The following is a 22,408-nucleotide window of genomic DNA, read 5'->3' as shown; positions in this document are numbered from 1 at the left end:
GCTCATTCCCCCAGGGATTTTTTATAGCGGCCTTCGACCAGCCGGTTCCACGACAGCATGACCAACAGGTTGATCAGCAGCAGTGCCACGGCGATCGCTGCACCCATCGGCCAGTTGAGTTCCGAGAGGTATTGGTCGTAGACGACAGTGGCGACCATCTTCAGCCGGCGGCCGCCGAGCAATCCGGGGATCGCGAAAGAACTGGCGGACAGGCCGAAGACGATCAACGTGCCTGACAGCACGCCCGGCATCACCTGGGGCAACACCACCATCCGCATGACGTGTGTCTGGGTGGCACCGAGGGACAGCGCGGCCTGTTCGGCGGAGGCGTCGAGTTTCTGCAGCGAGGTCCACACCGGGATGATCATGAACGGCAGCATCACGTGGACCAGCGCCAGAATCACCGCGAACGGCGTGTACAGTATTTTGATCGGACGCCCGCCGAGGGCCTGGATCGCCTGATTGATCAGACCGTCGGCGCCCAGCAGCAGGCTCCAGCCAAACGCCCGCACCACCACCGAAATCAGCAGCGGCGTGAGGATCAGGATCAGGAAAATCGACCGCCACGGGGTGCCCATGCGGCTGAGGATGTAGGCCTCGGGCACGCCGATCACCACGCACAGCAGGGTCACCAGCGCGCTGATCCAGAAGGTGCGCAGGAAGATCTCGTAGAAGTACGAATCGGTGAGCAGATTGGTGTACTGGGCCAGCGTCCACTCACCGCCCTTGACCCCGACTTCGTAGTCGAACACGTTGAACGACAGCACCAGCGTCAGCAGCAACGGCAGCACCAGCAGGCCGAAGAACAGCGCCAGTGCCGGCGCCGACAGCAGGTACCCGCGTCCGGTGTCGCGCAGCACACTCATGCCGGCACCTCGTCGACGCTCAACACCCGCAGCAGGTCCGACGGCCAGTCCAGGCCCACCGCGAAGCCTTCGTTCATCGGCGCGTCGCCATCGTTGCGGCGCACCACAGTGATTTCGCCGATGGGCGTTTCGATGCGGTACAGCCACTGGCTGCCGAGGAAGTAGCGCATGACCACACGGCCTTGCAGGCGACCGCTCCCCGCAGGCACCGGGTCGATCTTCTCCGGGCGCAGGCTCAGCACCAGCTCGCCGTCGCCAGGCTCATGGCGCACCTGGGCCGCGCCGCTGGCATCGCGATCGCCGCGCAGCAGATTGGCCTTGCCGACGAAGCCGGAGATGAAACGCGTACGGGGGTGTTCGTAGAGGTGGTAGGGCTCGTCGATCTGGGTGATGCGCCCGGCCTGCATCACCACGACGCGATCGCTGATGGACAGCGCTTCGGCCTGGTCGTGGGTGACCATCAGGGTGGTGATGCCGACTTCGCGCTGGATGCGGCGGATCTCGAACTGCATCTCTTCGCGCAGGTTGGCGTCGAGGTTGGACAGCGGTTCGTCCAGCAGCAACACCGGCGGCTCGATCACCAGCGCCCGGGCCAAAGCCACCCGCTGACGCTGGCCGCCGGACAGCTCGCGAGGGTAACGCTCGGCATGGGGCGTGAGGCGCACCAGTTCCAGCACCCGGGAGACGCGGCGCTCGATGTCGGCGGCGGAGACTTTGCGCATTTTCAGGCCGAAGGCGACGTTGTCGCGCACGGTCATGTGCGGGAACAGCGCATAGGACTGAAACACCACGCCCAGCCCGCGACTGGCCGGCTTGGCGTGGGTGATGTCGCGGCCGTCCAGCAGGATGCGGCCGGCGCTCACATCAACGAAGCCGGCGATCATTTGCAGGGTGGTGGTTTTGCCGCAGCCGGAGGGGCCGAGCAGGGAGACGAATTCGCCTTGCTCCACGGAAAGGTCAGTGGCCACGACGGCATCGATGGGGCCGTAGCGCTTGCACAGTGCCTGGAGTTGAAGAAAAGCCATGGCTGCGTTCCACCTTTTTTCGTGCACACCGAAGGCGTGCGTTTTTTATGGGCAGATGCGAAGAGAAGTGCTGCGTGTGGCCGTGGACGCTGGCGCTCGATCGGTGTCGGCTGCCGCTGTTATTCAAATCGCCCTGTGGACCGATCCTAGGCCCAAGACTAGGATGCGCTCAACGAGCAATTTCATTGAGTGAGTAGTTTTTGCGGATTCATTCATTCAGCGAGTAGAAATGAGGATCGTGGCGTAATGGATTCCACTGAGCGGAAGAGCGCTGAGAAAGAAAAAGGGGTTGGAGCGGTCTCTCGCCTGTTTGCCGTGCTGCGGGCGCTGGGCAATTGTCCCGATGGCAGTGAACGGGTCACACAACTGGCGCAGCAGGTGGGTCTGTCTCAACCGACCACCCACCGTTTGCTGCGCAGCCTGATGGACGAGGGCATGGTCGAGCAGGACCTGCGCAGCAAGCGTTACCGCCTGAGCCTGGAATTTTTCGCCCTTGCCGCGCGCGCCGGGCAGTCCGGCAACCTGCGCGACGTGGTGCGGCCGAGTTTGCTGCGCCTGTCGGCCTCGTTGGGGGACTCGTTGTTTCTGCTGGCCCGCAGTGGTTTCGATGCGGTGTGTCTGGACCGCAGCGAAGGGCCGTACCCGATCCGCACCTTCACCGGCGACATCGGCGGTCGGGTGGCACTGGGCGTGGGGCAGGGCAGTCTGGCGAGCTGGCGTTTCTGCCGGAAGAAGAACGCGAGACCGTCATCCGCTACAACTTGCCGCGCCTGCGGGATTTCCACCTCTACGACGAAGTGATGCTGCGCTCGGAAATCGACACAGTGCGGCGGACCGGCTACGCCGCGCGCAACACCGGCGTGCTGGAAGGCATGGCGGGTCTGGCGGTGCCGATTCTCGATCGTGATGGCCGGGCCGTTGCCGCTTTGAGCGTTGCGACCCTCAGCGACCGCCTCAGTGCAGACCGCATGCCCACGGTGGTGGACATGCTCAAGCGCGAGGCAACGGCGATCAGCCAGAAGATCAATCCCTTCGATCCGGTGCTGCGCCGCCCCTCTCAGGTGTTCGGTCAGCGAGAATGACTGCCGCTGCCGACACACTCATCTGAATGCCTTTCAGTACATTTAGATAACCGTTTGATTGGGCTGCAGGCCTTGCTCTTGGGGCTTCTCAGCCGTTCGTCGGATCTGCCGGGCCGGCCTTCAAGAAGCCCTGCGCAGGGTCGAAGCACTCTGTGCAGGCGCCTCGTTTTCGGACCGCTCCGACGCGATGGCACAGGGATGTGGCAAGCCGCAAAAACTCCGGGTGATCCTCGGAGCAGGTTGTCCTCCCTTTTGAGATCCTCCTATGTCGAAATCCCTGAGATTGCAGATCCTCGCGCTGCTCAGCGGCAGCCTCGTGCTGGTCGTGCTGATTGCCCTGGCGTGTTTCCAGTTCCTGTCCAGCAACGTCCACGCCTATCGCGGTCTGCTTGAGGGGCCGTTGCACGCCTCGCAACTGGTCGATCAGGCCAACCTGCAGTTCAAGGTTCAGGTGCAGGAATGGAAGAACGTGCTGCTGCGCGGCAAACAGCCGGCCGACCGCGACAAGTTCTGGGCGCAGTTCGAAGACCAGGAACGCCAGGTGCAGGACACCCTCGGCAGCCTGAGTGCAATGGACGGGCTGGACCCCGCGACCAAAACCCAGGTCGACGCGCTGCGCAACGAGCACCGCAACCTCGGCGTGGCCTACCGCAAAGGCCGTGACGCTTACATTGCCTCCGGTGGCGATCCGGTTGCCGGTGACATGGCCGTCAAAGGCGTTGACCGTGCCGCCAGTGAGCAGATGACCGGCCTGGTGGTTGGCCTGCGCAAGCAAAGTGACCAGCAGTCGACGATCCTCAGCAGCACCGCCGACCGCACCATCCTTATCGGCACGCTGGTCATGCTCGCCTCGGCGTTGCTGGTCGGCGTGCTCACCCTGTGGATGGTCAACCGCAACATCGTCGGCCCGATCCGCATGTTGATCGAATACGTCGCGCAACTGAGTCAGGGCAAGTTCAGCGACCGCGTCAGCATCACCCGTCAGGATGAGCTGGGACGTCTGGCCGTTGCGGCGAACACGCTGCGGGATTTCCTTGCCGACACATTTACCCGCCTCAAGCGCAGCACCACCGACCTGGACAGTGCCGGCGGCGAGCTGAAAGCCATTGCCGCGCTGATGGCCCAGGGCACCCACGAGCAGTTCGAGCGCACCGATCAGGTCGCGACGGCGATGACCGAAATGTCCGCCACCGCCCAGGAAGTCGCCCGCCACGCGGCTCAAGCCGCCCAGGCCGCTGACGAAGCGGATCGCAGTTCCCAGGAAGGCAGCAAGGTGATGGGCGCGACCATCACAGCGATCACCCAGATGCGCACCGAGATCAGCAACACCGCCAACGTCATTCGCCGTCTGGAAACCGACAGCGGGCGCATCGGCAAGGTGCTGGAAGTGATTCGCGGCATCGCCGAGCAGACCAACCTGCTGGCGCTCAACGCGGCCATCGAAGCGGCCCGTGCCGGCGATGCCGGGCGTGGTTTTGCGGTGGTTGCCGACGAAGTGCGCACGCTGGCCCAGCGCACCGCGGCCTCGACGGCGGAAATCAACCAGATCATCAGCTCGGTGCAGACCGGCGCCGTCGATGCTGCCCAGGCCATTGAAAGCGGGCAGGCCCGCAGCCAGGAAAGCGTCGATCAGGTAGCGCTGGCAGGCTCCTCGCTGGAACGCATTACCAGTGCCGTGGAAGCCATCCGTGACATGAACCGCCAGATTGCGACGGCTGCGGAAGAGCAGACGTCCGTGGCCGAAGACATCTCCCGCAACCTGACGGAAATCACCGCGATTGCCACCACCAACCAGGACAACGTCCAGCGCACGCAAACCGCGAGTCAGGATCTGCATGTGTTGTCGGTGGGGTTGAATGACGTGATCTCGCGGTTGAGTGCCTAGAACTCGGATGTTCATAAGCCGGTCCCACTGACGCACTGCGATCACTCAGTGATGATCGTTCCCACGCTCCGCGTGGGCATGCAGACCTAGACGCTCCGCGTCCTTGTCGGACCGGCTTTAGCCGGGAAGGCGTCGGGCGTCACATCGCAGAATTGGTGGTGTACAAACGGGCCTCTTCCCGGCTGAAGCCGGTCCCACTGACACAGCGCGGTCACTTGGTAGGACCGGCTTAAGCCGGGAAGACGTCTGAAGCCACACCGCAGATTGATGACGTACTCAAGGGCCCATTCCCGGCTAAAGCCGGTCCTACTGACGCACTGCGATCACTTAGTGGGACCGGCTTTAGCCGGGAAGGCGCCGGAAGCCACACCGCAGAATTGATGGTGTACTTAAGGGCCTCTTCCTGGCTGAAGCCAGCCCTACTGACGCACTGCAACCACTTAGTGGGACCGGCTTCAGCCGGGAATGCGTCGGGCGTCACATCGCAGAATTGATGGCGTACAAACGGGCCTCTTCCCGGCTGAAGCCAGTCCCACTAACACAGCGCGGTCACCCGGTAGGACCGGCTTTAGCCGGGAATGCGTCGGGCGTCACACCGCAGAATTGATGTCGCACTCAAGGGCCCATTTCCGGCTAAAGCCTGTCCTACCAAGCCGCGCGCGTTGCGGTTAGCCTTGGCGAAACACCAACGCTTTCAACCCACCCCCTTCCTCGGCATCGGCGAATTCAGGCGGGTTTTCCAACCGCTCGACAAACCGCAACCCCGGCGCTTCCCGGGTCACGCCTTCGATGAGAAAGTCCGCGCCCAGCAGCGGGTCGTTCATGCACGCCAGCACCGTGCCGTCCGGGGTCAACAGTTCCGGCAGTTTGCGCAGCACCCGCTGATAATCCTTGGTCAGCAAAAAGCTGCCTTTCTGAAACGACGGCGGGTCGATGATCACCAGATCATAGGGCCCCGTGCTTTTTACCTTGCCCCAGGACTTGAACAGCTCGTGGCCGAGAAAAGTGACCTTGCTCAGGTCATGGCCATTCAAGCGATGGTTGTCGCGGCCGCGACTCAGCGCAGCCCGGGACATGTCCAGATTGACCACACACTCCGCGCCACCCTCGATCGCTGCCACCGAAAACCCGCAGGTGTAGGCAAACAGATTCAGCACCCGCTTGCCCGCTGCATTGGCCCGCACCCAGTCGCGGCCGTAGCGCATGTCGAGGAACAGCCCGGTGTTCTGTTTTTTGCCGAAATCCACGAGATAACGCAGGCCGCCCTCGGTCAGCGTCCATTCCTCCAGCACCTCGCCCAACAGCGCCTCGGTGTGGCTGTCCGGCAGATAGCGGTGCTGCAACAACAGCGTATGGGCGCTGGATTGCTGCCACGTCGGTGACTCGATCAGCCTGGACAGCCGCTGCTTCAGGGCTTCCAGCTCATCGGCGCCTGGCGCCTTGAACAGCGACACCAGCACCACGCCCTGCATACAGTCGACGGTCAGTTGCTCGAGCCCCGGCCAGCGTCGGCCACGGCCGTGAAACAGGCGGCGAGTCTCGGCGGGCGGGGCGGCGAGGGCGGTCTGGAGGTGGGAGTCGAGCAGGTCGAGGGCGTCGGCATTCATCGGTGGGCGGCAGGTCGGAAGTGGGAAAGGGGCGGCATTCTAAACCCATTTCCCGGCGAACGACGGCGCCATGCCGTCGAACGTCGTTCCCCCGACCTTCAACTCCGTGGATCAGGTAGCCGGCGCGCCCTCCGGTTGATCATGAACCACGGCTTCGCCGGTTTCCGGCACCGCCAGCCACAGCAGCACGAACGCCACGGCCGCAATCGCCGCCAATGTCAGAAACGCCGCGCTGTAGCCCGCCTCGCGGACGACCAGCCCGGCCAGGCCGTTGCTCAGCGCCGCGCCCAGGCCAAACACTGTCGAGATCGCCCCCAGGCTGACGTTGAAGCGCCCGGTGCCGCGTGTCAGGTCCTTGACCACCAGCGGCAGCAGCGCGCCAAACGCCCCGGCGCCGATGCCGTCGAGCAACTGCACACCCACCAGCCAGTACGGGTTGTCCGACATCACATACAACACGCCCCGCAGCGGCAGAAAAATGAAGCCGGCAAGCAACAAGGGTTTGCGCCCCCAGACGTCGGCTTTCGCCCCCACCAGCCAGGCCACTGGCACCATCACCAACTGCGCGGCGACGATGCAGGCGGAGGTCAGCGGCGTGGCGAGGTTGACGTCGATCTGCGAAAGCTTCTGACTCACCAGCGGCAGCATCGCCGCATTGGCCAGGTGAAACAGCCCGCAGCAGATGGCGAACACCAGCAACGGTCGGTTGTGCAGCAATACCGCCCAGCCGCTGGGCTGGTCCTTACCCTGATCATGGTTGGGGTCAAAGCCGCGGGCGACGTCGTGGTCAATCGCCGAGGCATCGACAAATGAGACGGCGACGATGCTCGCCAGCGCCATGAACGCCATCAGGTAAAACACCGCAATCGGCCCGAACATCCATGAAAAAATGCCGGCCAGCAGGGCGGCGCAGGCGTTGCCGGCATGGTTCCAGGTTTCGTTGCGTCCGGTCCGGCGGGTGAAGGCTTTCGGCCCGGTGATGCCCAGGGAGATGGCGGCGATGGCGGGGGCGAACACCGAGCCTGCGATGGCGCTGATGCTCTGGGTGATCGCCACCCAAGTGAAGGAGTGAATGAACGGCAGCACCAGACACCCGGCGGTCACCAGCAAGGCCGCCACGATCACCACCATCCGCTTGCTGCGGGTGCGGTCAATCAGCGCACCCGCCGGGGTTTGTGTGACCAGCGCGGCGATGCCGGCGAGGGTCATGACCAGTCCGATACTTGCCGGATCCCACTTGTGCACGGCCAGCAGGTAGATCGCGAGGTAGGGCCCGAGCCCGTCGCGCACATCCGCCAGAAAGAAGTTAATACCGTCCAGAGAACGGTTGTTGCGCTGATCGGAAGGGTTGCTCAAGGTCGGCCTCATTCTGGCGATGCGCAGGCGGAACGGCTGCGGCATTGCTAAATGACCTGCCGCCGTTGCGTTGGTTCTCCACGCCGTTTCTGCACGCTGTTTCTGAACACTGTTGCGGCCGACGTAACGGACTTTCTTGTCACGGCGTTTGAATCAAAGGCGGCGCAGGCATAAGCTTCGCGCCATTGAAAGTGCCGGACCTTTCGGGCCCGGCAATCTTCCGGATATTTTTAGCTCAGGAACCGCCATGTCCAGTCTGTTTCCCGCTGCCCGTCCACGCCGTCTGCGCAGCAACGAAAGCTTCCGCTCGCTGTTTCAGGAGAACGAATTCACTCTGAACGATCTGGTGCTGCCGATCTTCGTCGAAGAAGAAATCGACGACTTCGTGCCGATCAACAGCATGCCTGGGGTGCAGCGCATTCCCGAGTCGAAGCTGGCGCAGGAAGTCGAGCGATACGCCCGTGCGGGCATCAAGTCGGTGATGACCTTCGGCGTGTCCCACCACCTGGACGCCACCGGCAGCGACACCTGGCAGGAAAACGGCCTGGTCTCGCGGATCTCGCGGACGATCAAGGCCGCCGTGCCGGAAATGATCGTGATGTCCGACACTTGCTTCTGCGAGTACACCGACCACGGCCACTGCGGCGTGATGCATGGCGGCCATGTCGATAACGACGCGACCATTGAAAACCTCGGCAAGCAAGCCGTCATGGCGGCGCGTGCCGGTGCTGACGTGATTGCCCCCTCGGCGGCCATGGACGGCCAGGTGAAAGCGATTCGTGCCGCCCTCGACGCCGCCGGTTTCACCCAGACGCCGATCATGGCGTACTCGACCAAGTTCGCCTCGGCGCTGTACGGCCCGTTCCGCGAAGCCGGCGGCTCGGCGCTCAAGGGCGACCGCAAAACCTATCAGATGAACCCGATGAACCGTCGTGAAGCCCTGCGCGAATCGCTGCTGGACGAGGCCGAAGGCGCCGATGCGCTGATGGTCAAGCCGGCCGGCGCGTACCTGGACATCATCCGCGACATCCGCGAAGCCTCGAACCTGCCCCTTGCGGCGTACCAGGTCAGCGGCGAGTACGCGATGATCAAGTTCGGCGCCCAGGCCGGCGCCATCGACGAACACCGCGTCGTGCGCGAAACCCTCGGCGCCATCAAGCGCGCGGGTGCGGATCTGATCTTCACGTACTTCGCGATGGACCTGGCGCTCAGCGGGATCTGATTTCCACTCACTTGAGGTTTTGGGGGCGCAGACCGCGGTTTCAAAAACATGCCGCAGACCTGTGGCAGTGGCCGGGGTGGCGCTCCACCTTACTCACGAAGTCGGACTGTCATTCCCCAGAGAAAGTGGCCGGCAGTCTTGGCCTCTTCGTGAGCAAGCTCACGCCCACAAGTCCCACGAACCGGCCGAAACCCGGGGCGATCCACGATTTTGTGGGCGTGAGCTTGTTCGCGAATGCCTACTGTTGTTTCAACGCCGATTGTCGTTGGGCGACGGCGTTTCATAGGCCGTGTCGATGGCAGCGATTGGCAGCGGTGATTTCAGTTAACAGGGCGTGCTCTCTAGAATCGACCCCTCAGCAATCAACAGACCTTAGGGAGCAACTCATGGCTATTGAAATCGGAATCAACGAGCAAGACCGTGCAGAGATCGTTGAAGGACTGTCCCGGCTGCTCTCCGACACCTACGTGCTGTACCTGAAAACCCACAACTTCCACTGGAACGTCACCGGCCCGATGTTCCGCACGCTGCACCTGCTGTTCGAGGAGCAGTACACCGAACTGGCGACCGCAGTGGACTCCATTGCCGAACGCATCAGAGCCTTGGGCTTCCCGGCACCGGGCACCTATTCCACCTACGCACGGCTGTCGTCGATCAAGGAAGAACCGGGCGTGCCCGCTGCGACCGACATGATCCAGCAACTGGTTGAAGGGCAGGAAGCGGTGGTACGCACCGCCCGCGACCTGTTCCCGTTGCTGGAGAAGGTCAGCGACGAACCCACTGCCGACCTGCTGACCCAGCGCATGCAGGTTCACGAAAAAGCCGCCTGGATGCTGCGCTCGCTGCTGGAAGGTGACGGTTTCGTTGCCTGACACCTTCATCTCGGCGTGAGACCTATTCCCGGCTAAAGCCGGTCCCACTAAGGCATCGCGGTCACTTGTAGGACCGGCTTCAGCCGGGAAGCTGTTGATTCATTCTTTTGATCTTCCTGCGCAGCAAGTCCAGCCACCGCCAATCGTGACTGGGGTGCAGGCGTGACCGGACGAACCCCGAGAAACGAGGGGCCACGCCAGGCGCAAGCAGATCATCATCGCCGGTAGGGTGACTGATGTTTGCGGCGCTCACCCTCCCGAAACAGCGGCAATCGTGACAAGATTGCTCGCGGTTACCGCTTATTTAGAGAGGGCGCGGTCCCGCCACGCGATCCAGCGCTGGCTGACCGGCCGCTGCCCGCATTTCTGGAGAACATCATGGCTCAAGCATCTGCATCCATTCGCATCCCGGTGTCGGCCGAAAAGGTCTGGGCACTCACCGGTGGCTTCCACTCGCTGCACGAGTGGCTGCCGTTCATCAAGAGCAGCGAAGCAAAGGAGGGCGGACGCGTCCGTCACCTGACCACCGACGATGGTGCTGAAATCACCGAGCGCCTGCAGACCTACGACAATTCGGCTCGCACGTACAGCTACTCCATCGACAAAGGACCGTTTCCGATCAAGGACTATCTGGCGACGTTCAAAGTCAAAGAGGATGGCGATGAGGGGGCGTGGGTGGAATGGTCAGGCGTGTTCACCGCCGACGGTGTGACCGATGCGGACGTCGAGGAATTATTCAAGGGGATTTACGTGGGTGGGCTTGAAGCGCTGCAGGCTAATTTCTAAGTCATTGAACAGGTCTGCCGCCGATAATCGCGGGACCGCCAGGCCATTGCGGCCTGGCATTTCGGTGCCTTGCTTGAATCGTCGTGCGTCGGGCTGTCAGGCCCTCAGTGATGCTCTGACACCGTCGCTGCATTGATCAGGTCGTACAAGGCGAACGCGCGGTTGACCAGGAAAACGGTCACGGCGGTGAGGGCAAGGGCATTGATGATGTGCAGGGTCATGGTGGCAAGTCCGTGTCGGGTCTGGGATGACGCGATGTTACGCGAGCCCTGCCGAAGCTGAAGACAATAGCCTTCATGGTCTACATCACCGGCAATGATGGGCAGCAGGTTGTGAAGGCCAGGTCGAGTGACGGGGTGAACTATTGCCGCGGGATCCGGGTCGGCTCTACACACTTATCAGCCTGGAGCCTGCCATGCAGCCTTATGTCATTTGCCACATGATGTCCTCCCTCGACGGCCACGCCCTCACCGATGGCTGGGATCGCACGTTCAAGAAAGACGCCGGAGATTTATACGAAAAGCTCGCCCAGACGTTCGAGTTTGACGCCTGGATCTGCGGGCGCGTGACGATGCAGGAAATCGCCCACGACGAGGGCTATCCAAAGGGCCTCGCCAAAGGCCCCATCGAGCGCAGTCATTACTTCGCTAATCGCAGCGCCAAGGCCTATGCCGTGTCCATCGACCCCCAGGGCAAGGTGGGCTGGAAGAAGAATCAGGCGCTGGATTCCCATGTCGTCGAAGTCCTGACCGAAGGGGTGTCGGATGACTACCTGGCGTACCTGCAGTCGATTCAGGTCTCTTACATTTTTGCCGGGAAGACCGAGATCGACCTGCAGCAGGTGGTGCAGATCCTGTCGAGCGAGCTGGGCTGCAAGCGCCTGATTGTCGAGGGCGGCCCCCATGTCAGTGGCTCGTTCGTCAACGCCGGGCTGGTCGATGAAGTCAGTGTGCTGATTCTGCCGCTGATCGACGGGCGAGGCGAGCATCCGGCGTCGTTCGAGGTGCCGACCGAGGCGTGGAAACAACCAACGCATTTGAAGTTGACGTCGGCGGATGTGCAGGACGGCGGCGCGGTGTGGCTGCGCTACACCAAGGCCTGACGATAAGGGCGCAGCGGGGCTGATGCAGTCCCGCTTCAGGCTGGGAGCGCCCGGGAAAAGCGATCGGAAACGAAAAAGGCCAGCTAAGCGCTGGCCTTTTCGTTTGCTTCTGTCTGGCTCCACGACCTGGACTCGAACCAGGGACCCAGTGATTAACAGTCACTTGCTCTACCAACTGAGCTATCGCGGAATGCGCGCTATCTTACTGATTGGAAAAGGGAAGTCAAGCGACCGTGATAAAAAATTTCGGGTTGGTCAGTACCGCCACGTCAACGATGCCGTCAGGTTGCGCGGCGCGCCGTAGTTGCTCGCCGTGCCGCTGTACAGCGAGGTCAGGTATTTGCGGTCGGTGACGTTGTTGAAGTTCAGCGCCGTGCTCCAGTTGCTGTCGATGTCGTAGCTGGTCATCAGGTCGACCAGCGCGTACGCGTTCTGGCGGATGACGCTGTAGTGGTCGTTCTGAATCCCGCTCTGCCAGCTCACCCGAGTGCCGATCCTGGCTTGGGGCAGGCTTGGCAACCGGTAGCTGGCCATGCCGCGAAAAGCATGGGTCGGCACATAACGGCGGGCCTTGTCGCCGTCATCGTTTTCGATGTGCACGTAGGTGTAACCCGCCAGCAGGTCGAGGCCCGGCAGCGCTTCACCCGACGCTTCCAGCTCGATGCCGTGGCTCTTGTAATCGTCGGTGAAATAGCGGAACTGCGAGCCCACTTCAATGAAGTCCGCCGACTGGACGTTGCTCTGTTTGGTCTTGAACACCGCAGCCGTCAGGTTCAGGCGATCGTCCATCACGCTGCCTTTGACGCCGGCTTCCAGGCTCTTGCCTTCCAGCGGCGCCAGCACTTTCCCGTCAACGCCGACCGTGCCGTACTGCGGGTTGAAGATTTGAGTCCAACTGGTGTAGACGCTCCACTGCGGAGTCAGGTCGTACACCAGACCGGTGTAGGGCGTGACTTTGCCGTGCTCGCGCTGGGAGTGATCGGTGCCATAGCTCTCCCCCGTGCCGTCGACGCTGAGCATGCGCGCACCGGCGATCCAGTGCAGGTCATCCGCCAGGCTGAAGCGCGCACCGGCGAACAGGCTCTTCTGGCGGTCCTCGAAGTTCTGCGTGTTGGTGATGTCACTGGTGTAGTCAAACTGCGGCGAAGGGGTATTGCCGGCGAGAATGCCGGCGAACGAGGTGTCGAAGTAGGTGCCCCCGCCAGCATCGTATTCACGGGCTTTCTGGTGCGTGCGGCCGTAGGCGGCGCCGAAGGTCAACTCATGGTCGCGGCCGAACAGGCTGAAGGGCCCGGAGACTTTGGCTTCCCCCAGCAGCTGATGCGCCTTGCTGGAGGTATCAGCGGCGAACACCGAGGCGTCGTCATCGGTTACGCTCGACACGTACAGCATGTTGGTGTCCTGGTATTCCGTAATACCGGTGCCGGTGACCGTGGCGTTCCAGCCGTTGCCGAAGTCATGCTTCCATTCTGCAAACGCGCGCTGGGTGTGCATGTTCCAGTAGGTCCACGGTTGGCCCACATTGGACGAGCGGCTGCTGTAGTGGATCGGGTTATTGTTGATGTCAACCAGCGGCAGGTTGCCCCAGGTGCTGCCGTTGGAATCGCTGTTGTGCTGGGTAAAACCCACGGTCAGGGTGTCGGCGTCGGACAGGTCGAATGCCAGCAGGCCGGCGGCGACGTTTTTCTCGTGGCTGTAGCGGTCCATCCACGAGTTGCCCTTGTCGTGGGCATAGATGAAGCGGCCGCGCACATTGCCGCTGTCGGTCAACGGCCCCGACACGTCGACGTCGATGCGTCGGTTGTCCCACGAGCCCACGCTGGTGTCGATCTGCGCCTGGAAATCACGGGTGGGCCGTTTGCGGATGAAGTTGACCGTGGCCGACGGATTGCCGGTGCCGCTCATCAACCCGTTGGCGCCGTGGAGCACGTCGATCTGCTCGAACTCGGCCATGTCCAGATCACCGATCATGATCGTCTGGGCGAAGGGCATGCCCATGCCGTCGTACTCGAAACTGCCGATGTCGAACCCGCGGGAGGTGAATTCGGTGCGATCGCTTTCGCTTTGCTCGACAGTCACCGACGGCGCCGAGCGCAGGGCATCCTTCACCCCGTTCATTTTGAAATCGTTCATCTGCGCGCGGGTGATGGTGGTGATCGCCTGTGGCGTCTGCTTGTTGGTCAGCCCCAGCTTGGTGGTGCTCGAAGACGGCTTGCCCTGATAGCCCACGCTTTGCCCGTCGTCCTGGGGAACGGTGTCCTGGATTTGCATCGCCGGCAAAGTGAGGTCGTCTGCTGCGTTGGCGGCAGACATGGCGGTGACGACACCAGCCAGAAGAAAGGAGGCGGGGAGGCGAGGGATCACAATGGGCGTTCCTGAGAGGGCGGTGAGGAGCGCGATTCTGAATCAAGATGCGAATCATTACCAGATGTGACTAATGTCATTTTCACATTTTTTTCACGGGATTGAAGGCTCTGGGACGAGCGTTTTGGGGGCGTGTGTTTCAGTCCCGGCTAAAGCCGGTCCTACTCGGGATCGCGTTCATTCAGGGAGGCGGTGATGGCCTCAAATGTAGGACCGGCTTTAGCCGGGAAAGCGTCGGATGTCGCGCTATAAGTCCATGCTGCTGCAACTTGACATTGCGTCCGTGGATGCAGATCGATTAAGGTTGCGTCTACAGAAAAGACATCTGCCGTGACCAAGAGGTAATTCCATGACCATCGCCATTCCAGCGCGGCAACTGTCGAAGTCCGAGTGCGTGGTGGGTTTGCGGGCGGCGTTGCGGGTTCTGGACAAATGGAAGGCCAACAGCGAGCAGGCCTGTCAGATTCTGCGCATTTCCCGAAGCACTTACACCCGCGCCCGCCAGGACGACGCACAGTGGTCGGTGGCGCTGGATCAGGACCAGATGCAGCGCGTCAGCTTCGTGCTGAACATCCACGCCGCCCTGCGAACCCTGTTCGACAACCCCGACAACGCCTACGGTTTCCCGTCGATGGAAAACCACAACGAGTTTTTCAACGGCAGAAAGCCACTGGACGTCATGGCCCAGGGCGACATGATCTCGCTCTACGAAACTTTCCGACGCATCGACACGCTCCGGGGCGCCCAATGGTGACGCCGGACGCGCTTCCCGCGCTCGCCGGTGAGGCGCAGCAGGGCTATCGCCTGGTCAATTCCAAATTCCCGCCGATCGATCTGTTCAGCGACGTCGCCGACGCCGCCGAGTTCGAGACCCTGTACCGGATTCAGGCGCTCACCAACCCGCGCCTGCAGAACGAAGTCGGCCGCATCGAGCTGATTCCCCTGGCCGAAATCCCTTTCGGCATTCCCGGTTGTTCCTACGCGGTCGCGCCGTTCACCCACGTCAATCCTGCGGGCTCGCGCTTCAGCAGCGGCGAGTTCGGCGCGCTGTACCTGGCCGATACGGTCGACACGGCCATCGCGGAGGTGCGTCATCATCAACAGCTGTACTGGTCACGGGTTGCGGCGCTGAAGTACGAGCGTTTTGTGTTCCGCTGCCTGAGTTGCAGTTTCACCGAGGCGGGCTGCGTTGACGCCACCGTCATCCCGTTCTCCGACCCCATTTACGCACCCGACGACTACGCGCAATCCCGTGTGCTGGGCAAGGCCGCGAGGCAGGCCGGGATTGCCGGGCTGCGGTACCAATCGGTGCGCTCGCCGGGCAATCATTGCTGGGCACTCCTGACTCCGCGGCACGTCACGTCCATCGTGCAGAGCGCCCATTACGAAATGATCTGGAGCGGTGAAGTCATAGGCATCAACCAGCTATCCAACGCCTGAGGGCTGTCGATCCAGACACCGCCCAAAAGATCGAACTCATCCGCCCCCTGAGAAGTCACTCCAGCAATGGGAATCGAGGAGCGACCATGGGCAAGCACATTACCGCGCAGGAACTGGGGATCGACCTTGTGCAGGGCGGTGAACTGGCGCTGTTCAAATGGTTGCTGGCCAGTTTCCTGATGGGCAAGCGGATTCGGGCGCAGGCGGCGGTGCAGACTTACCGCGTCATCGTCGACAGGCACGGGTGCGACACCCCGCGAAAGCTGGCAGCCTGCACGCACCGGGAACGGGTGAGGATGCTGGGCGAGGGCGGTTACGCGCGTTACGACGAATCCACCGCCGTGCGTCTGCTGGCACTGGCGAACAAGCTGACGGATGAATATGGCGGTGCGGTCAGTGCAATGGCCGCCGCCAGCGCTGACCGTCACGACTTCGAAGAGCGCCTGCTGGCGTTCGATGGCATCGGGCCCAAGACCGCATAGATCTTCATGGGCGAAGCCTTGGAGATGCTGTTTTGAACAATGCCGTTTTGGACGGCGCTCTTTCGAAGGAGCCTGGCAGAATCTTCGTAGGCTGCGCCGGCTGGAGTCTGGGCCGCGAGCATGGGCCGGCGTTTCCGGGGGACGGCACCCACTTGCAACGCTACGCCCGGCACTTCAATACCGCTGAAATCAACAGTTCCTTCTACCGGCCCCATCGTCCGCAGACCTATACGCACTGGGCTGAATCGGTACCGCCGGAGTTCCGCTTTTCGGTGAAAATCCCCAAGCTCATTTCCCATGAACACCGCTTGCAGGACTGCGCACCGGCACTGGATGAATTCCTCGGGCAATGCGGTGAACTGGGCGAGCGGTTGGGCTGCCTGCTGCTGCAACTGCCGCCGTCGCTAGCTTTCGAGCCAGGCGTGGCAGAGGTGTTTTTCACCGGGTTGCGCGAGCGCTTTGCGGGGCAGGTGGTCATTGAGCCGCGCCATGAAACCTGGGTGCAGGCCGAATCGCTGTTGACTCACTGGCGCATTACGCAAGCAACGGTCGACCCGTCGAGGCTCAGCAACGACAGCCAGCCGGCAGGTTGGCCGGGGTTGCGCTACTGGCGACTGCACGGGGCGCCGCGCCTCTATTACAGCGCCTATGAAGAAGACTATCTGGCGCGTCTGGCCGCCGCGCTGAAGGCCGAGGCCCAAGGCGGCGCGCCGACGTGGTGTATTTTTGACAACACCGCCAGTGGCGCCGCTACCGGCAACGCGCTGAGGCTGATCGAGCTGCTCGGTCCGCAGTCATGGCCCTCGCCCGAAAACCCCGTTTCAGAGGGGTTGGAGCCCTGACAGGCAACGATCGGCGACGCTGCTTTTCGTTAGGTGTGAGTTAATTGGCGCGCGAGTTGTTAAGCGTCATAGCACGATGCCACAATCGGCCCGTTTCCAGTGCCAGGGTCGGGCGAACTCGATGTACCTCCATGATGCTCAACCGGCGCGTGAGGCCCTGATACGGGCCCAAGTGCGCAACGATCGATTGCAGCTGCTCCTGCGCCAGAGTTTTTTCTCGGTGTTCGGCAGCGCGCTGGCGGCTGTGATCCTCTCGTGGATCTGCTGGGAGCGCCTGGAACACTCGCTGATTGTCTGGTGGCTAGGGCTGCTGGGCGCGTCGACCGTCTTGCGCCTGGTGATGTTGGCCATTTATTTTCGGATGCCGGAAACCGCCCGGACCCCCGAGCGCTGGGAAAGCACTTACTGGATCACGCTGGTGTTGTCGGCCGGTATCTGGGGCGGTGGCGCGCTGGCGCTGATGCAGGCCGGGGATCTTCTGATCCAGACGCTGGTGCTGCTGTTCGCCGTGGGCATGTCAGTGAGTGCGGTGTCTTGCTACTCGGCGTACCGCTCGATGACCCTGGTGTCGATTGCGCTGGTGCTGCTGCCGTGCACGATCTGGCTGTTGGTTCAGCCCCAGACCGCGCAGCAGGGGATGGCGGCTGCGTCGCTGATCTTTGCCGGCTTTGTGGTCAGCGCGACGCGCAAACTGTCTCAGGCCATGGAGAAGGCCTTTCGCCTGAGCCGTGAAATGGAACACGCCCATCGTATCGCCGCCCACGCCGCGCAGACAGACGAGCTGACTGGACTGCAAAACCGCCGTGCCTTCTTCCATCGGGCCGAAGCCGTGTACGAGACCTGCAAGCAGGCCGATCTGCCGCTCTGCGCCCTGATGCTGGACATCGACCATTTCAAACGCATAAACGACGGCCACGGCCATCAGGCAGGTGACGAGGTCTTGCGGCAGATCGGCAGGGTCATCCGCCAATCCGTGCGCGACGCAGATGTCAGCGGCCGCCTGGGCGGAGAGGAATTCGCGCTGCTGTTGGCCAACACGCCGATCGACGCGGCGCAGATCATTGCCGAGAGACTGCGCTCGGCCATCGCCGACATCATCTGCCAGCACGACGAAGGGGTGACCGCGAGTCTCGGCGTTGCCGAGTGGAACCACGACGATCAGGATTTGCATGGGCTACTGGCCCTCGCGGACAAGGCGCTGTTCCGGGCCAAGGCATCCGGTCGCAACCAGACCGCGGTGGCCTGAACGCCAACTCTGGCACGGGTGGCAGACGGTTTTCGTGTCACCCGGACGTGACATTTATCTCGACGCTTTTCATTCGGCGGCGGCTGTGGCGTAGTGTGTCCAGCCTGTTTGGCACGATGACCGACTGGAAGAGGTAAATGAGATGACCCTGCAAAACCGCCTGGACAACCTGTACCCGCGCGCCGACGAGATCCCTGAGCAGTTTCGCGCAGGCCCCGCCATCGAGCAGCGCGATTACTTGGTCAATGGCGAACTGCATCAATGGCACGGGCCGTTGGCGCCGGTGTTGAGCCCGGTCTCGCTGAAGACCGACGCGGGCCTGGAATCCGTGGTGCTGGGTAGCACGCCGCTGATGGATGCCGACACCGCAATGAGCGCGCTGGACGCCGCCGTCAACGCCTACGACCGTGGCCAGGGCGCCTGGCCCACCATGCGTGTCGCTGATCGTATTCATCACGTCGAGACCTTTCTCAAGCTGATGCGCGAGCAGCGCGACGCGGTGGTGACGCTGCTGATGTGGGAAATCGGCAAGAACCTCAAGGACTCGCAGAAAGAGTTCGACCGCACCTGCGATTACATCGTCGACACCATCAACGCCCTTAAGGAGCTCGACCGCCGCTCGAGCCGTTTCGAGCTGGAGCAGGACACCCTCGGCCAGATTCGCCGCGTCCCGCTGGGTGTGACCCTGTGCATGGGCCCTTACAACTACCCGTTGAACGAGACCTTCACCACGCTGATTCCGGCGCTGATCATGGGCAACACCGTGGTGTTCAAACCGGCCAAGTTCGGCGTGCTGCTGATTCGTCCGCTGCTCGAAGCGTTCCGCGACAGCTTCCCGGCCGGGGTCATCAACGTGATCTACGGCAGCGGCCGCGAGACCGTCAGTGCGCTGATGGCCAGCGGCAAGATCGACGTGTTCGCGTTCATCGGCACCAACAAGGCCGCCAGCGCCCTGAAAAAGCTCCACCCCAAGCCGCACCGTCTGCGCGCCGCACTGGGTCTGGATGCCAAGAACCCGGGAATCGTGCTGCCGGATGTCAACCTGGACAACGCCGTGACGGAAGCCATTACCGGCTCGCTGTCGTTCAACGGCCAGCGCTGCACGGCGTTGAAGATCCTGTTCGTGCATGAAAACGTAGTCGGCAGCTTCCTTGAAAAGTTCGAGGAGAAACTCGCCCAGCTCAAGCCGGGCATGCCGTGGGAACCGGGCGTCTCGCTGACGCCACTGCCGGAGCCGGGCAAGACCGATTACCTGCAAGGGCTGGTGGACGATGCCGTGAGCAAAGGCGCCAAAGTGGTGAACGAAGGTGGCGGCACGACCCACGGGCAGTTTTTCTACCCGGCCGTGCTGTACCCGGTCACCCCGGACATGCGCGTTTACCACGAAGAACAGTTCGGCCCCGTGGTACCGGTGGTGGCGTACCGCGATCTGGAAACGGTGATCGAGTACGTGCTGGATTCCGATTTCGGTCAGCAGCTGAGTATCTTCGGCAACGACTCCAAGCAGGTCGGGCGTCTGGTCGATGCGTTCGCCAATCAGGTGGGACGGATCAACATCAACGCGCAGTGCCAGCGCGGCCCGGACAGCTTCCCGTTCAACGGGCGCAAGAATTCGGCCGAGGGCACGCTGTCGGTGGACGATGCGCTGCGCGTGTTCTCGATCCGCACCCTGGTGGCGACCAAGTTCCAGGAGAGCAACAAGGCGCTGATCAGCGACATCATTCACAACCGTGAGTCGACGTTCCTGACCACGGATTATATTTTCTGATTCATTTGCTCCAACCGGCCGCAGGCGTGTTGCACAGCGGATGCTGTTCAACCGCCTGCGGTTTTTTTATAGCTGTACTTTAAAACCCGCCGCCACTGTATTGCGCTGGCTGTTTAATTCTGCAGCCCTTCCTCTGTCTGAGATTATTTTGTAGGAAGGATTCTAGACTTCCGTAGGACACCTCTCTTCCTCTCTTTGGTGGGTAGAGTTTTTATTCGTAGGGAATTAGCCTTGCCGCTTCCCGAACTCGATGAAAACTTCATCAGCCCATTCGCTGCTCACACTTGTTAAAACTTGACCGCTTGGGGTGCGGGCGTTCGGCTGATACAAAGGCCCTGCGATCCGGATATTCCCCTTTGTGATGTGTGGCATTTTCGACGGAGGAGTTATGGCTTCAAACAGCTTTCAAAATGAAGTGCCCAAGGCGCGGGTCAATATAAAACTCGATTTGCACACTGGCGGTGCGCAGAAAAAAGTCGAATTGCCGCTTAAATTAATGGTGCTCGGGGACTACAGCAATGGCCGGGAAGACCGGCCCTTGTCCGAGCGCACCAAGATTAATATCAATAAAAACAATGTCGACAGTGTGCTGGCAGAATTTTCCCCTGCCTTGAAACTCACCGTTGAGAACACCTTCGCCGACGACGGTTCCGACGCTTCAGTGGATTTGAATTTCGAAAGAATGAAAGACTTCGAGCCGGAACACGTGGCCAGACAAATACCCTCATTGCGCGCGCTGCTGGCGACTCGCAATCTGTTGCGTGACCTCAAATCAAACCTGCTCGACAACGCCACCTTCCGGCACGAACTTGAACGCATCGTCAAAGACGAAACGCTGAGCGATGAACTGCGCGCCGAACTGGCGATGCTCGCCGCACCCACAGAGCGTTAATCACTCGGGTCTCTGATAGCAGGTATCAAACATGTCCTCGAAACACTCTTCCGCAGTCTCAGGCGGTGGCACCGTTTTGTCCGAAGAAAGCACGGGCGTTTATAGCGCGCTGTTCTCCAAAATCAACCTCAACCCGGTGTCAGCCCTGGGCGACATCGAGGCGTTCCAGAACAACGAGGCGCTGTCGGAGATCTCCGCCGATGAGCGCGTGACCGCAGCCGTCAGCGTGTTCCTCAACCTGCTCAAGGGTTCGTCGCGCAAGGTTCAGCGACTCGACAAGACCCTGCTCGACGAACACATCGCCTCGCTGGACGCGCAGATCAGCCGTCAGCTTGATGCCGTCATGCATCACCCGGACTTCCAGCGGGTCGAGTCGACGTGGCGCGGAGTGAAGTCGCTGATCGATCAGACCGACTTCCGCCAGAACGTGCGCATCGAGTTGCTGGACATCAGCAAGGACCATCTGGTCCAGGATTTCGAAGACGCCCCCGAGATCGCCCAGAGCGGTCTGTATATGCACACCTATACCCAGGAATACGACACGCCCGGTGGTGAGCCCATTGCGGCGGCTGTTTCCAGTTACGAGTTTGATCGCAGTCCGCAAGATATCGCGCTGCTTCGCAATATATCGAAAGTCGCAGCGGCGGCGCATATGCCGTTCATTGGTTCAGTCGGCCCGGCCTTCTTCGGCAAGGAAACCATGGAGGAAGTGGCTGCCATCAAAGACATCGGCAATTACTTTGATCGCGCGGAGTACATCAAGTGGAAGTCATTCCGCGACACCGATGATTCCCGTTATATCGGGCTGACCATGCCCCGGGTATTGGGGCGGTTGCCCTATGGCCCGGACACCATTCCGGTGCGCAGTTTCAATTATGTGGAAAGTGTCAAAGGCACCGACCACAGCAAATACCTGTGGACCAATGCTTCTTTTGCCTTCGCTGCAAACATGGTGAAGAGTTTCGTCAATAACGGCTGGTGTGTGCAAATTCGCGGGCCACAGTCCGGTGGGGCAGTCACGGACCTGCCGATTCATTTATATGACCTGGGCACCGGCAGTCAGGTGAAGATCCCGTCGGAAGTGATGATTCCGGAAACCCGGGAGTTTGAATTCGCCAATCTGGGGTTTATTCCGCTCTCGTATTACAAGAATCGCGACTACGCCTGTTTCTTCTCCGCCAACTCGACGCAAAAGCCTGCGCTGTATGACACCGCCGATGCCACGGCCAACAGCCGGATCAATTCGCGGCTGCCTTATATCTTTCTGCTGTCGCGCATTGCGCATTATTTGAAATTGATTCAGCGCGAAAACATCGGCACCACCAAGGACCGGCGTTTGCTGGAACTGGAACTGAATAAGTGGATCAGCGGGCTGGTCACCGAAATGACCGACCCGGGGGACGATTTGCAGGCCTCCCATCCGCTGCGTGACGCGCGGGTGACGGTGGAGGACATCGACGACAACCCCGGTTTCTTCCGCGTGAAGTTGTACGCCGTGCCGCATTTCCAGGTGGAAGGCATGGACGTGAATCTGTCGCTGGTTTCCCAGATGCCCAAAGCCAAAACCTGAC

General features: G+C 61.5%; 18 protein-coding genes, 1 tRNA gene and 1 pseudogene. 14 read left to right on the top strand and 6 right to left on the bottom strand.

Annotated features, from left to right (window positions below):
• Positions 1 to 2 precede the first annotated feature (2 nt).
• Both QWI18_RS01975 and QWI18_RS01970 read right to left on the bottom strand, forming a co-directional pair.
• On the bottom strand, positions 3 to 866 hold the full coding sequence (locus QWI18_RS01975) for an ABC transporter permease (RefSeq protein WP_369318065.1): 864 nt from the start codon (positions 864 to 866) through the stop codon (positions 3 to 5).
• A complete protein-coding gene (locus tag QWI18_RS01970) occupies positions 863 to 1,891 on the bottom strand; it encodes an ABC transporter ATP-binding protein (RefSeq protein ID WP_192131339.1) in 1,029 nt (342 codons plus the stop codon). The genes QWI18_RS01975 and QWI18_RS01970 overlap by 4 nt, the downstream gene beginning before the upstream one ends.
• 246 nt (positions 1,892 to 2,137) lie before the next feature.
• Here QWI18_RS01970 and QWI18_RS01965 point away from each other — a divergent pair.
• Both QWI18_RS01965 and QWI18_RS01960 read left to right on the top strand, forming a co-directional pair.
• Positions 2,138 to 2,973 (top strand): annotated as a pseudogene (locus QWI18_RS01965) (IclR family transcriptional regulator).
• Positions 2,974 to 3,238: 265 nt separating this feature from the next.
• The gene (locus QWI18_RS01960; RefSeq protein ID WP_369318064.1) at positions 3,239 to 4,858 is read left to right on the top strand and encodes a methyl-accepting chemotaxis protein; all 1,620 of its coding nucleotides are present in this window, start codon (positions 3,239 to 3,241) and stop codon (positions 4,856 to 4,858) included.
• A gap of 668 nt (positions 4,859 to 5,526) precedes the next feature.
• Here the strand turns inward: QWI18_RS01960 and QWI18_RS01955 are convergent.
• Together QWI18_RS01955 and QWI18_RS01950 are read right to left on the bottom strand one after the other, a co-directional pair.
• Positions 5,527 to 6,465 (bottom strand): class I SAM-dependent methyltransferase, encoded by a 939-nt coding sequence (locus QWI18_RS01955; protein ID WP_192131346.1) that lies wholly within the window; start codon positions 6,463 to 6,465, stop codon positions 5,527 to 5,529.
• Positions 6,466 to 6,576: 111 nt separating this feature from the next.
• Positions 6,577 to 7,821, bottom strand: coding sequence for an MFS transporter (locus tag QWI18_RS01950; protein ID WP_192131969.1), 1,245 nt, complete (start codon positions 7,819 to 7,821; stop codon positions 6,577 to 6,579).
• A 247-nt stretch (positions 7,822 to 8,068) separates the two neighbouring features.
• Here QWI18_RS01950 and hemB point away from each other — a divergent pair, with 247 nt between their 5' ends.
• The 4 genes from hemB to QWI18_RS01930 all read left to right on the top strand — a co-directional run bounded on the left by hemB (position 8,069) and on the right by QWI18_RS01930 (position 11,803).
• On the top strand, positions 8,069 to 9,043 hold the full coding sequence (gene hemB, locus QWI18_RS01945) for a porphobilinogen synthase (RefSeq protein ID WP_065991565.1): 975 nt from the start codon (positions 8,069 to 8,071) through the stop codon (positions 9,041 to 9,043).
• A 386-nt stretch (positions 9,044 to 9,429) separates the two neighbouring features.
• Entirely contained in the window at positions 9,430 to 9,915 is a 486-nt protein-coding gene (locus QWI18_RS01940; protein WP_065991566.1) for a Dps family protein, read from the top strand.
• A gap of 378 nt (positions 9,916 to 10,293) precedes the next feature.
• The gene (locus QWI18_RS01935; protein ID WP_065991567.1) at positions 10,294 to 10,701 is read left to right on the top strand and encodes an SRPBCC family protein; all 408 of its coding nucleotides are present in this window, start codon (positions 10,294 to 10,296) and stop codon (positions 10,699 to 10,701) included.
• Between the two features lie 415 nt (positions 10,702 to 11,116).
• Complete coding sequence (locus tag QWI18_RS01930; RefSeq protein ID WP_369318063.1) at positions 11,117 to 11,803, top strand: RibD family protein; 687 nt, start codon at positions 11,117 to 11,119, stop codon at positions 11,801 to 11,803.
• Between the two features lie 114 nt (positions 11,804 to 11,917).
• On the opposite strand, the gene QWI18_RS01925 is transcribed toward QWI18_RS01930, so the two are convergent.
• Positions 11,918 to 11,993 (bottom strand) — tRNA-Asn (locus QWI18_RS01925).
• A gap of 65 nt (positions 11,994 to 12,058) precedes the next feature.
• The gene (locus QWI18_RS01920; protein ID WP_369318062.1) at positions 12,059 to 14,116 is read right to left on the bottom strand and encodes a TonB-dependent siderophore receptor; all 2,058 of its coding nucleotides are present in this window, start codon (positions 14,114 to 14,116) and stop codon (positions 12,059 to 12,061) included.
• A gap of 400 nt (positions 14,117 to 14,516) precedes the next feature.
• Here QWI18_RS01920 and QWI18_RS01915 point away from each other — a divergent pair, with 400 nt between their 5' ends.
• From QWI18_RS01915 to tssC, 8 genes are all read left to right on the top strand, one after another.
• A complete protein-coding gene (locus tag QWI18_RS01915) occupies positions 14,517 to 14,921 on the top strand; it encodes an antitoxin Xre-like helix-turn-helix domain-containing protein (RefSeq protein ID WP_065991569.1) in 405 nt (134 codons plus the stop codon).
• Positions 14,915 to 15,607 (top strand): RES family NAD+ phosphorylase, encoded by a 693-nt coding sequence (locus QWI18_RS01910; protein ID WP_192131356.1) that lies wholly within the window; start codon positions 14,915 to 14,917, stop codon positions 15,605 to 15,607. The genes QWI18_RS01915 and QWI18_RS01910 overlap by 7 nt, the downstream gene beginning before the upstream one ends.
• Before the next feature lie 86 nt (positions 15,608 to 15,693).
• Positions 15,694 to 16,089 (top strand): DNA methylase, encoded by a 396-nt coding sequence (locus tag QWI18_RS01905; protein WP_369318061.1) that lies wholly within the window; start codon positions 15,694 to 15,696, stop codon positions 16,087 to 16,089.
• A gap of 32 nt (positions 16,090 to 16,121) precedes the next feature.
• Positions 16,122 to 16,931 carry a DUF72 domain-containing protein gene (locus QWI18_RS01900; protein ID WP_369318060.1) on the top strand — a complete coding sequence of 270 codons (810 nt, stop codon included), beginning with the start codon at positions 16,122 to 16,124 and terminating at the stop codon, positions 16,929 to 16,931.
• 121 nt (positions 16,932 to 17,052) lie between these two features.
• A complete protein-coding gene (locus tag QWI18_RS01895; protein WP_369318059.1) occupies positions 17,053 to 18,177 on the top strand; it encodes a diguanylate cyclase in 1,125 nt (374 codons plus the stop codon).
• A gap of 142 nt (positions 18,178 to 18,319) precedes the next feature.
• Positions 18,320 to 19,945: an NADP-dependent glyceraldehyde-3-phosphate dehydrogenase gene (locus QWI18_RS01890; protein ID WP_369318058.1), complete on the top strand. Its 1,626-nt coding sequence runs from the start codon at positions 18,320 to 18,322 to the stop codon at positions 19,943 to 19,945.
• 388 nt (positions 19,946 to 20,333) lie between these two features.
• Entirely contained in the window at positions 20,334 to 20,837 is a 504-nt protein-coding gene (tssB, locus tag QWI18_RS01885) for a type VI secretion system contractile sheath small subunit (protein ID WP_065991574.1), read from the top strand.
• A gap of 31 nt (positions 20,838 to 20,868) precedes the next feature.
• Entirely contained in the window at positions 20,869 to 22,407 is a 1,539-nt protein-coding gene (gene tssC / locus QWI18_RS01880) for a type VI secretion system contractile sheath large subunit (protein ID WP_065991575.1), read from the top strand.
• Position 22,408: the final 1 nt, after the last annotated feature.

The organism is Pseudomonas sp. W2Oct36 (assembly GCF_041060465.1).
GTDB lineage: Bacteria > Pseudomonadota > Gammaproteobacteria > Pseudomonadales > Pseudomonadaceae > Aquipseudomonas > Aquipseudomonas graminis_B.
This window is presented reverse-complemented; position numbering and strand designations above follow the sequence as displayed.

What these genes read in the sequence shown, in the direction of transcription:
- QWI18_RS01975 (WP_369318065.1), bottom strand. Translation starts at nt 866, where the DNA reads ATGAGTGTGCTGCGCGACACCGGACGCGGGTACCTGCTGTCGGCGCCG.
- QWI18_RS01970 (WP_192131339.1), bottom strand. Translation starts at nt 1,891, where the DNA reads ATGGCTTTTCTTCAACTCCAGGCACTGTGCAAGCGCTACGGCCCCATC.
- QWI18_RS01960 (WP_369318064.1), top strand. Translation starts at nt 3,239, where the DNA reads ATGTCGAAATCCCTGAGATTGCAGATCCTCGCGCTGCTCAGCGGCAGC.
- QWI18_RS01955 (WP_192131346.1), bottom strand. Translation starts at nt 6,465, where the DNA reads ATGAATGCCGACGCCCTCGACCTGCTCGACTCCCACCTCCAGACCGCC.
- hemB (WP_065991565.1), top strand. Translation starts at nt 8,069, where the DNA reads ATGTCCAGTCTGTTTCCCGCTGCCCGTCCACGCCGTCTGCGCAGCAAC.
- QWI18_RS01940 (WP_065991566.1), top strand. Translation starts at nt 9,430, where the DNA reads ATGGCTATTGAAATCGGAATCAACGAGCAAGACCGTGCAGAGATCGTT.
- QWI18_RS01935 (WP_065991567.1), top strand. Translation starts at nt 10,294, where the DNA reads ATGGCTCAAGCATCTGCATCCATTCGCATCCCGGTGTCGGCCGAAAAG.
- QWI18_RS01930 (WP_369318063.1), top strand. Translation starts at nt 11,117, where the DNA reads ATGCAGCCTTATGTCATTTGCCACATGATGTCCTCCCTCGACGGCCAC.
- QWI18_RS01920 (WP_369318062.1), bottom strand. Translation starts at nt 14,116, where the DNA reads ATGTCTGCCGCCAACGCAGCAGACGACCTCACTTTGCCGGCGATGCAA.
- QWI18_RS01915 (WP_065991569.1), top strand. Translation starts at nt 14,517, where the DNA reads ATGACCATCGCCATTCCAGCGCGGCAACTGTCGAAGTCCGAGTGCGTG.
- QWI18_RS01910 (WP_192131356.1), top strand. Translation starts at nt 14,915, where the DNA reads ATGGTGACGCCGGACGCGCTTCCCGCGCTCGCCGGTGAGGCGCAGCAG.
- QWI18_RS01905 (WP_369318061.1), top strand. Translation starts at nt 15,694, where the DNA reads ATGGGCAAGCACATTACCGCGCAGGAACTGGGGATCGACCTTGTGCAG.
- QWI18_RS01895 (WP_369318059.1), top strand. Translation starts at nt 17,053, where the DNA reads ATGTACCTCCATGATGCTCAACCGGCGCGTGAGGCCCTGATACGGGCC.
- QWI18_RS01890 (WP_369318058.1), top strand. Translation starts at nt 18,320, where the DNA reads ATGACCCTGCAAAACCGCCTGGACAACCTGTACCCGCGCGCCGACGAG.
- tssB (WP_065991574.1), top strand. Translation starts at nt 20,334, where the DNA reads ATGGCTTCAAACAGCTTTCAAAATGAAGTGCCCAAGGCGCGGGTCAAT.
- tssC (WP_065991575.1), top strand. Translation starts at nt 20,869, where the DNA reads ATGTCCTCGAAACACTCTTCCGCAGTCTCAGGCGGTGGCACCGTTTTG.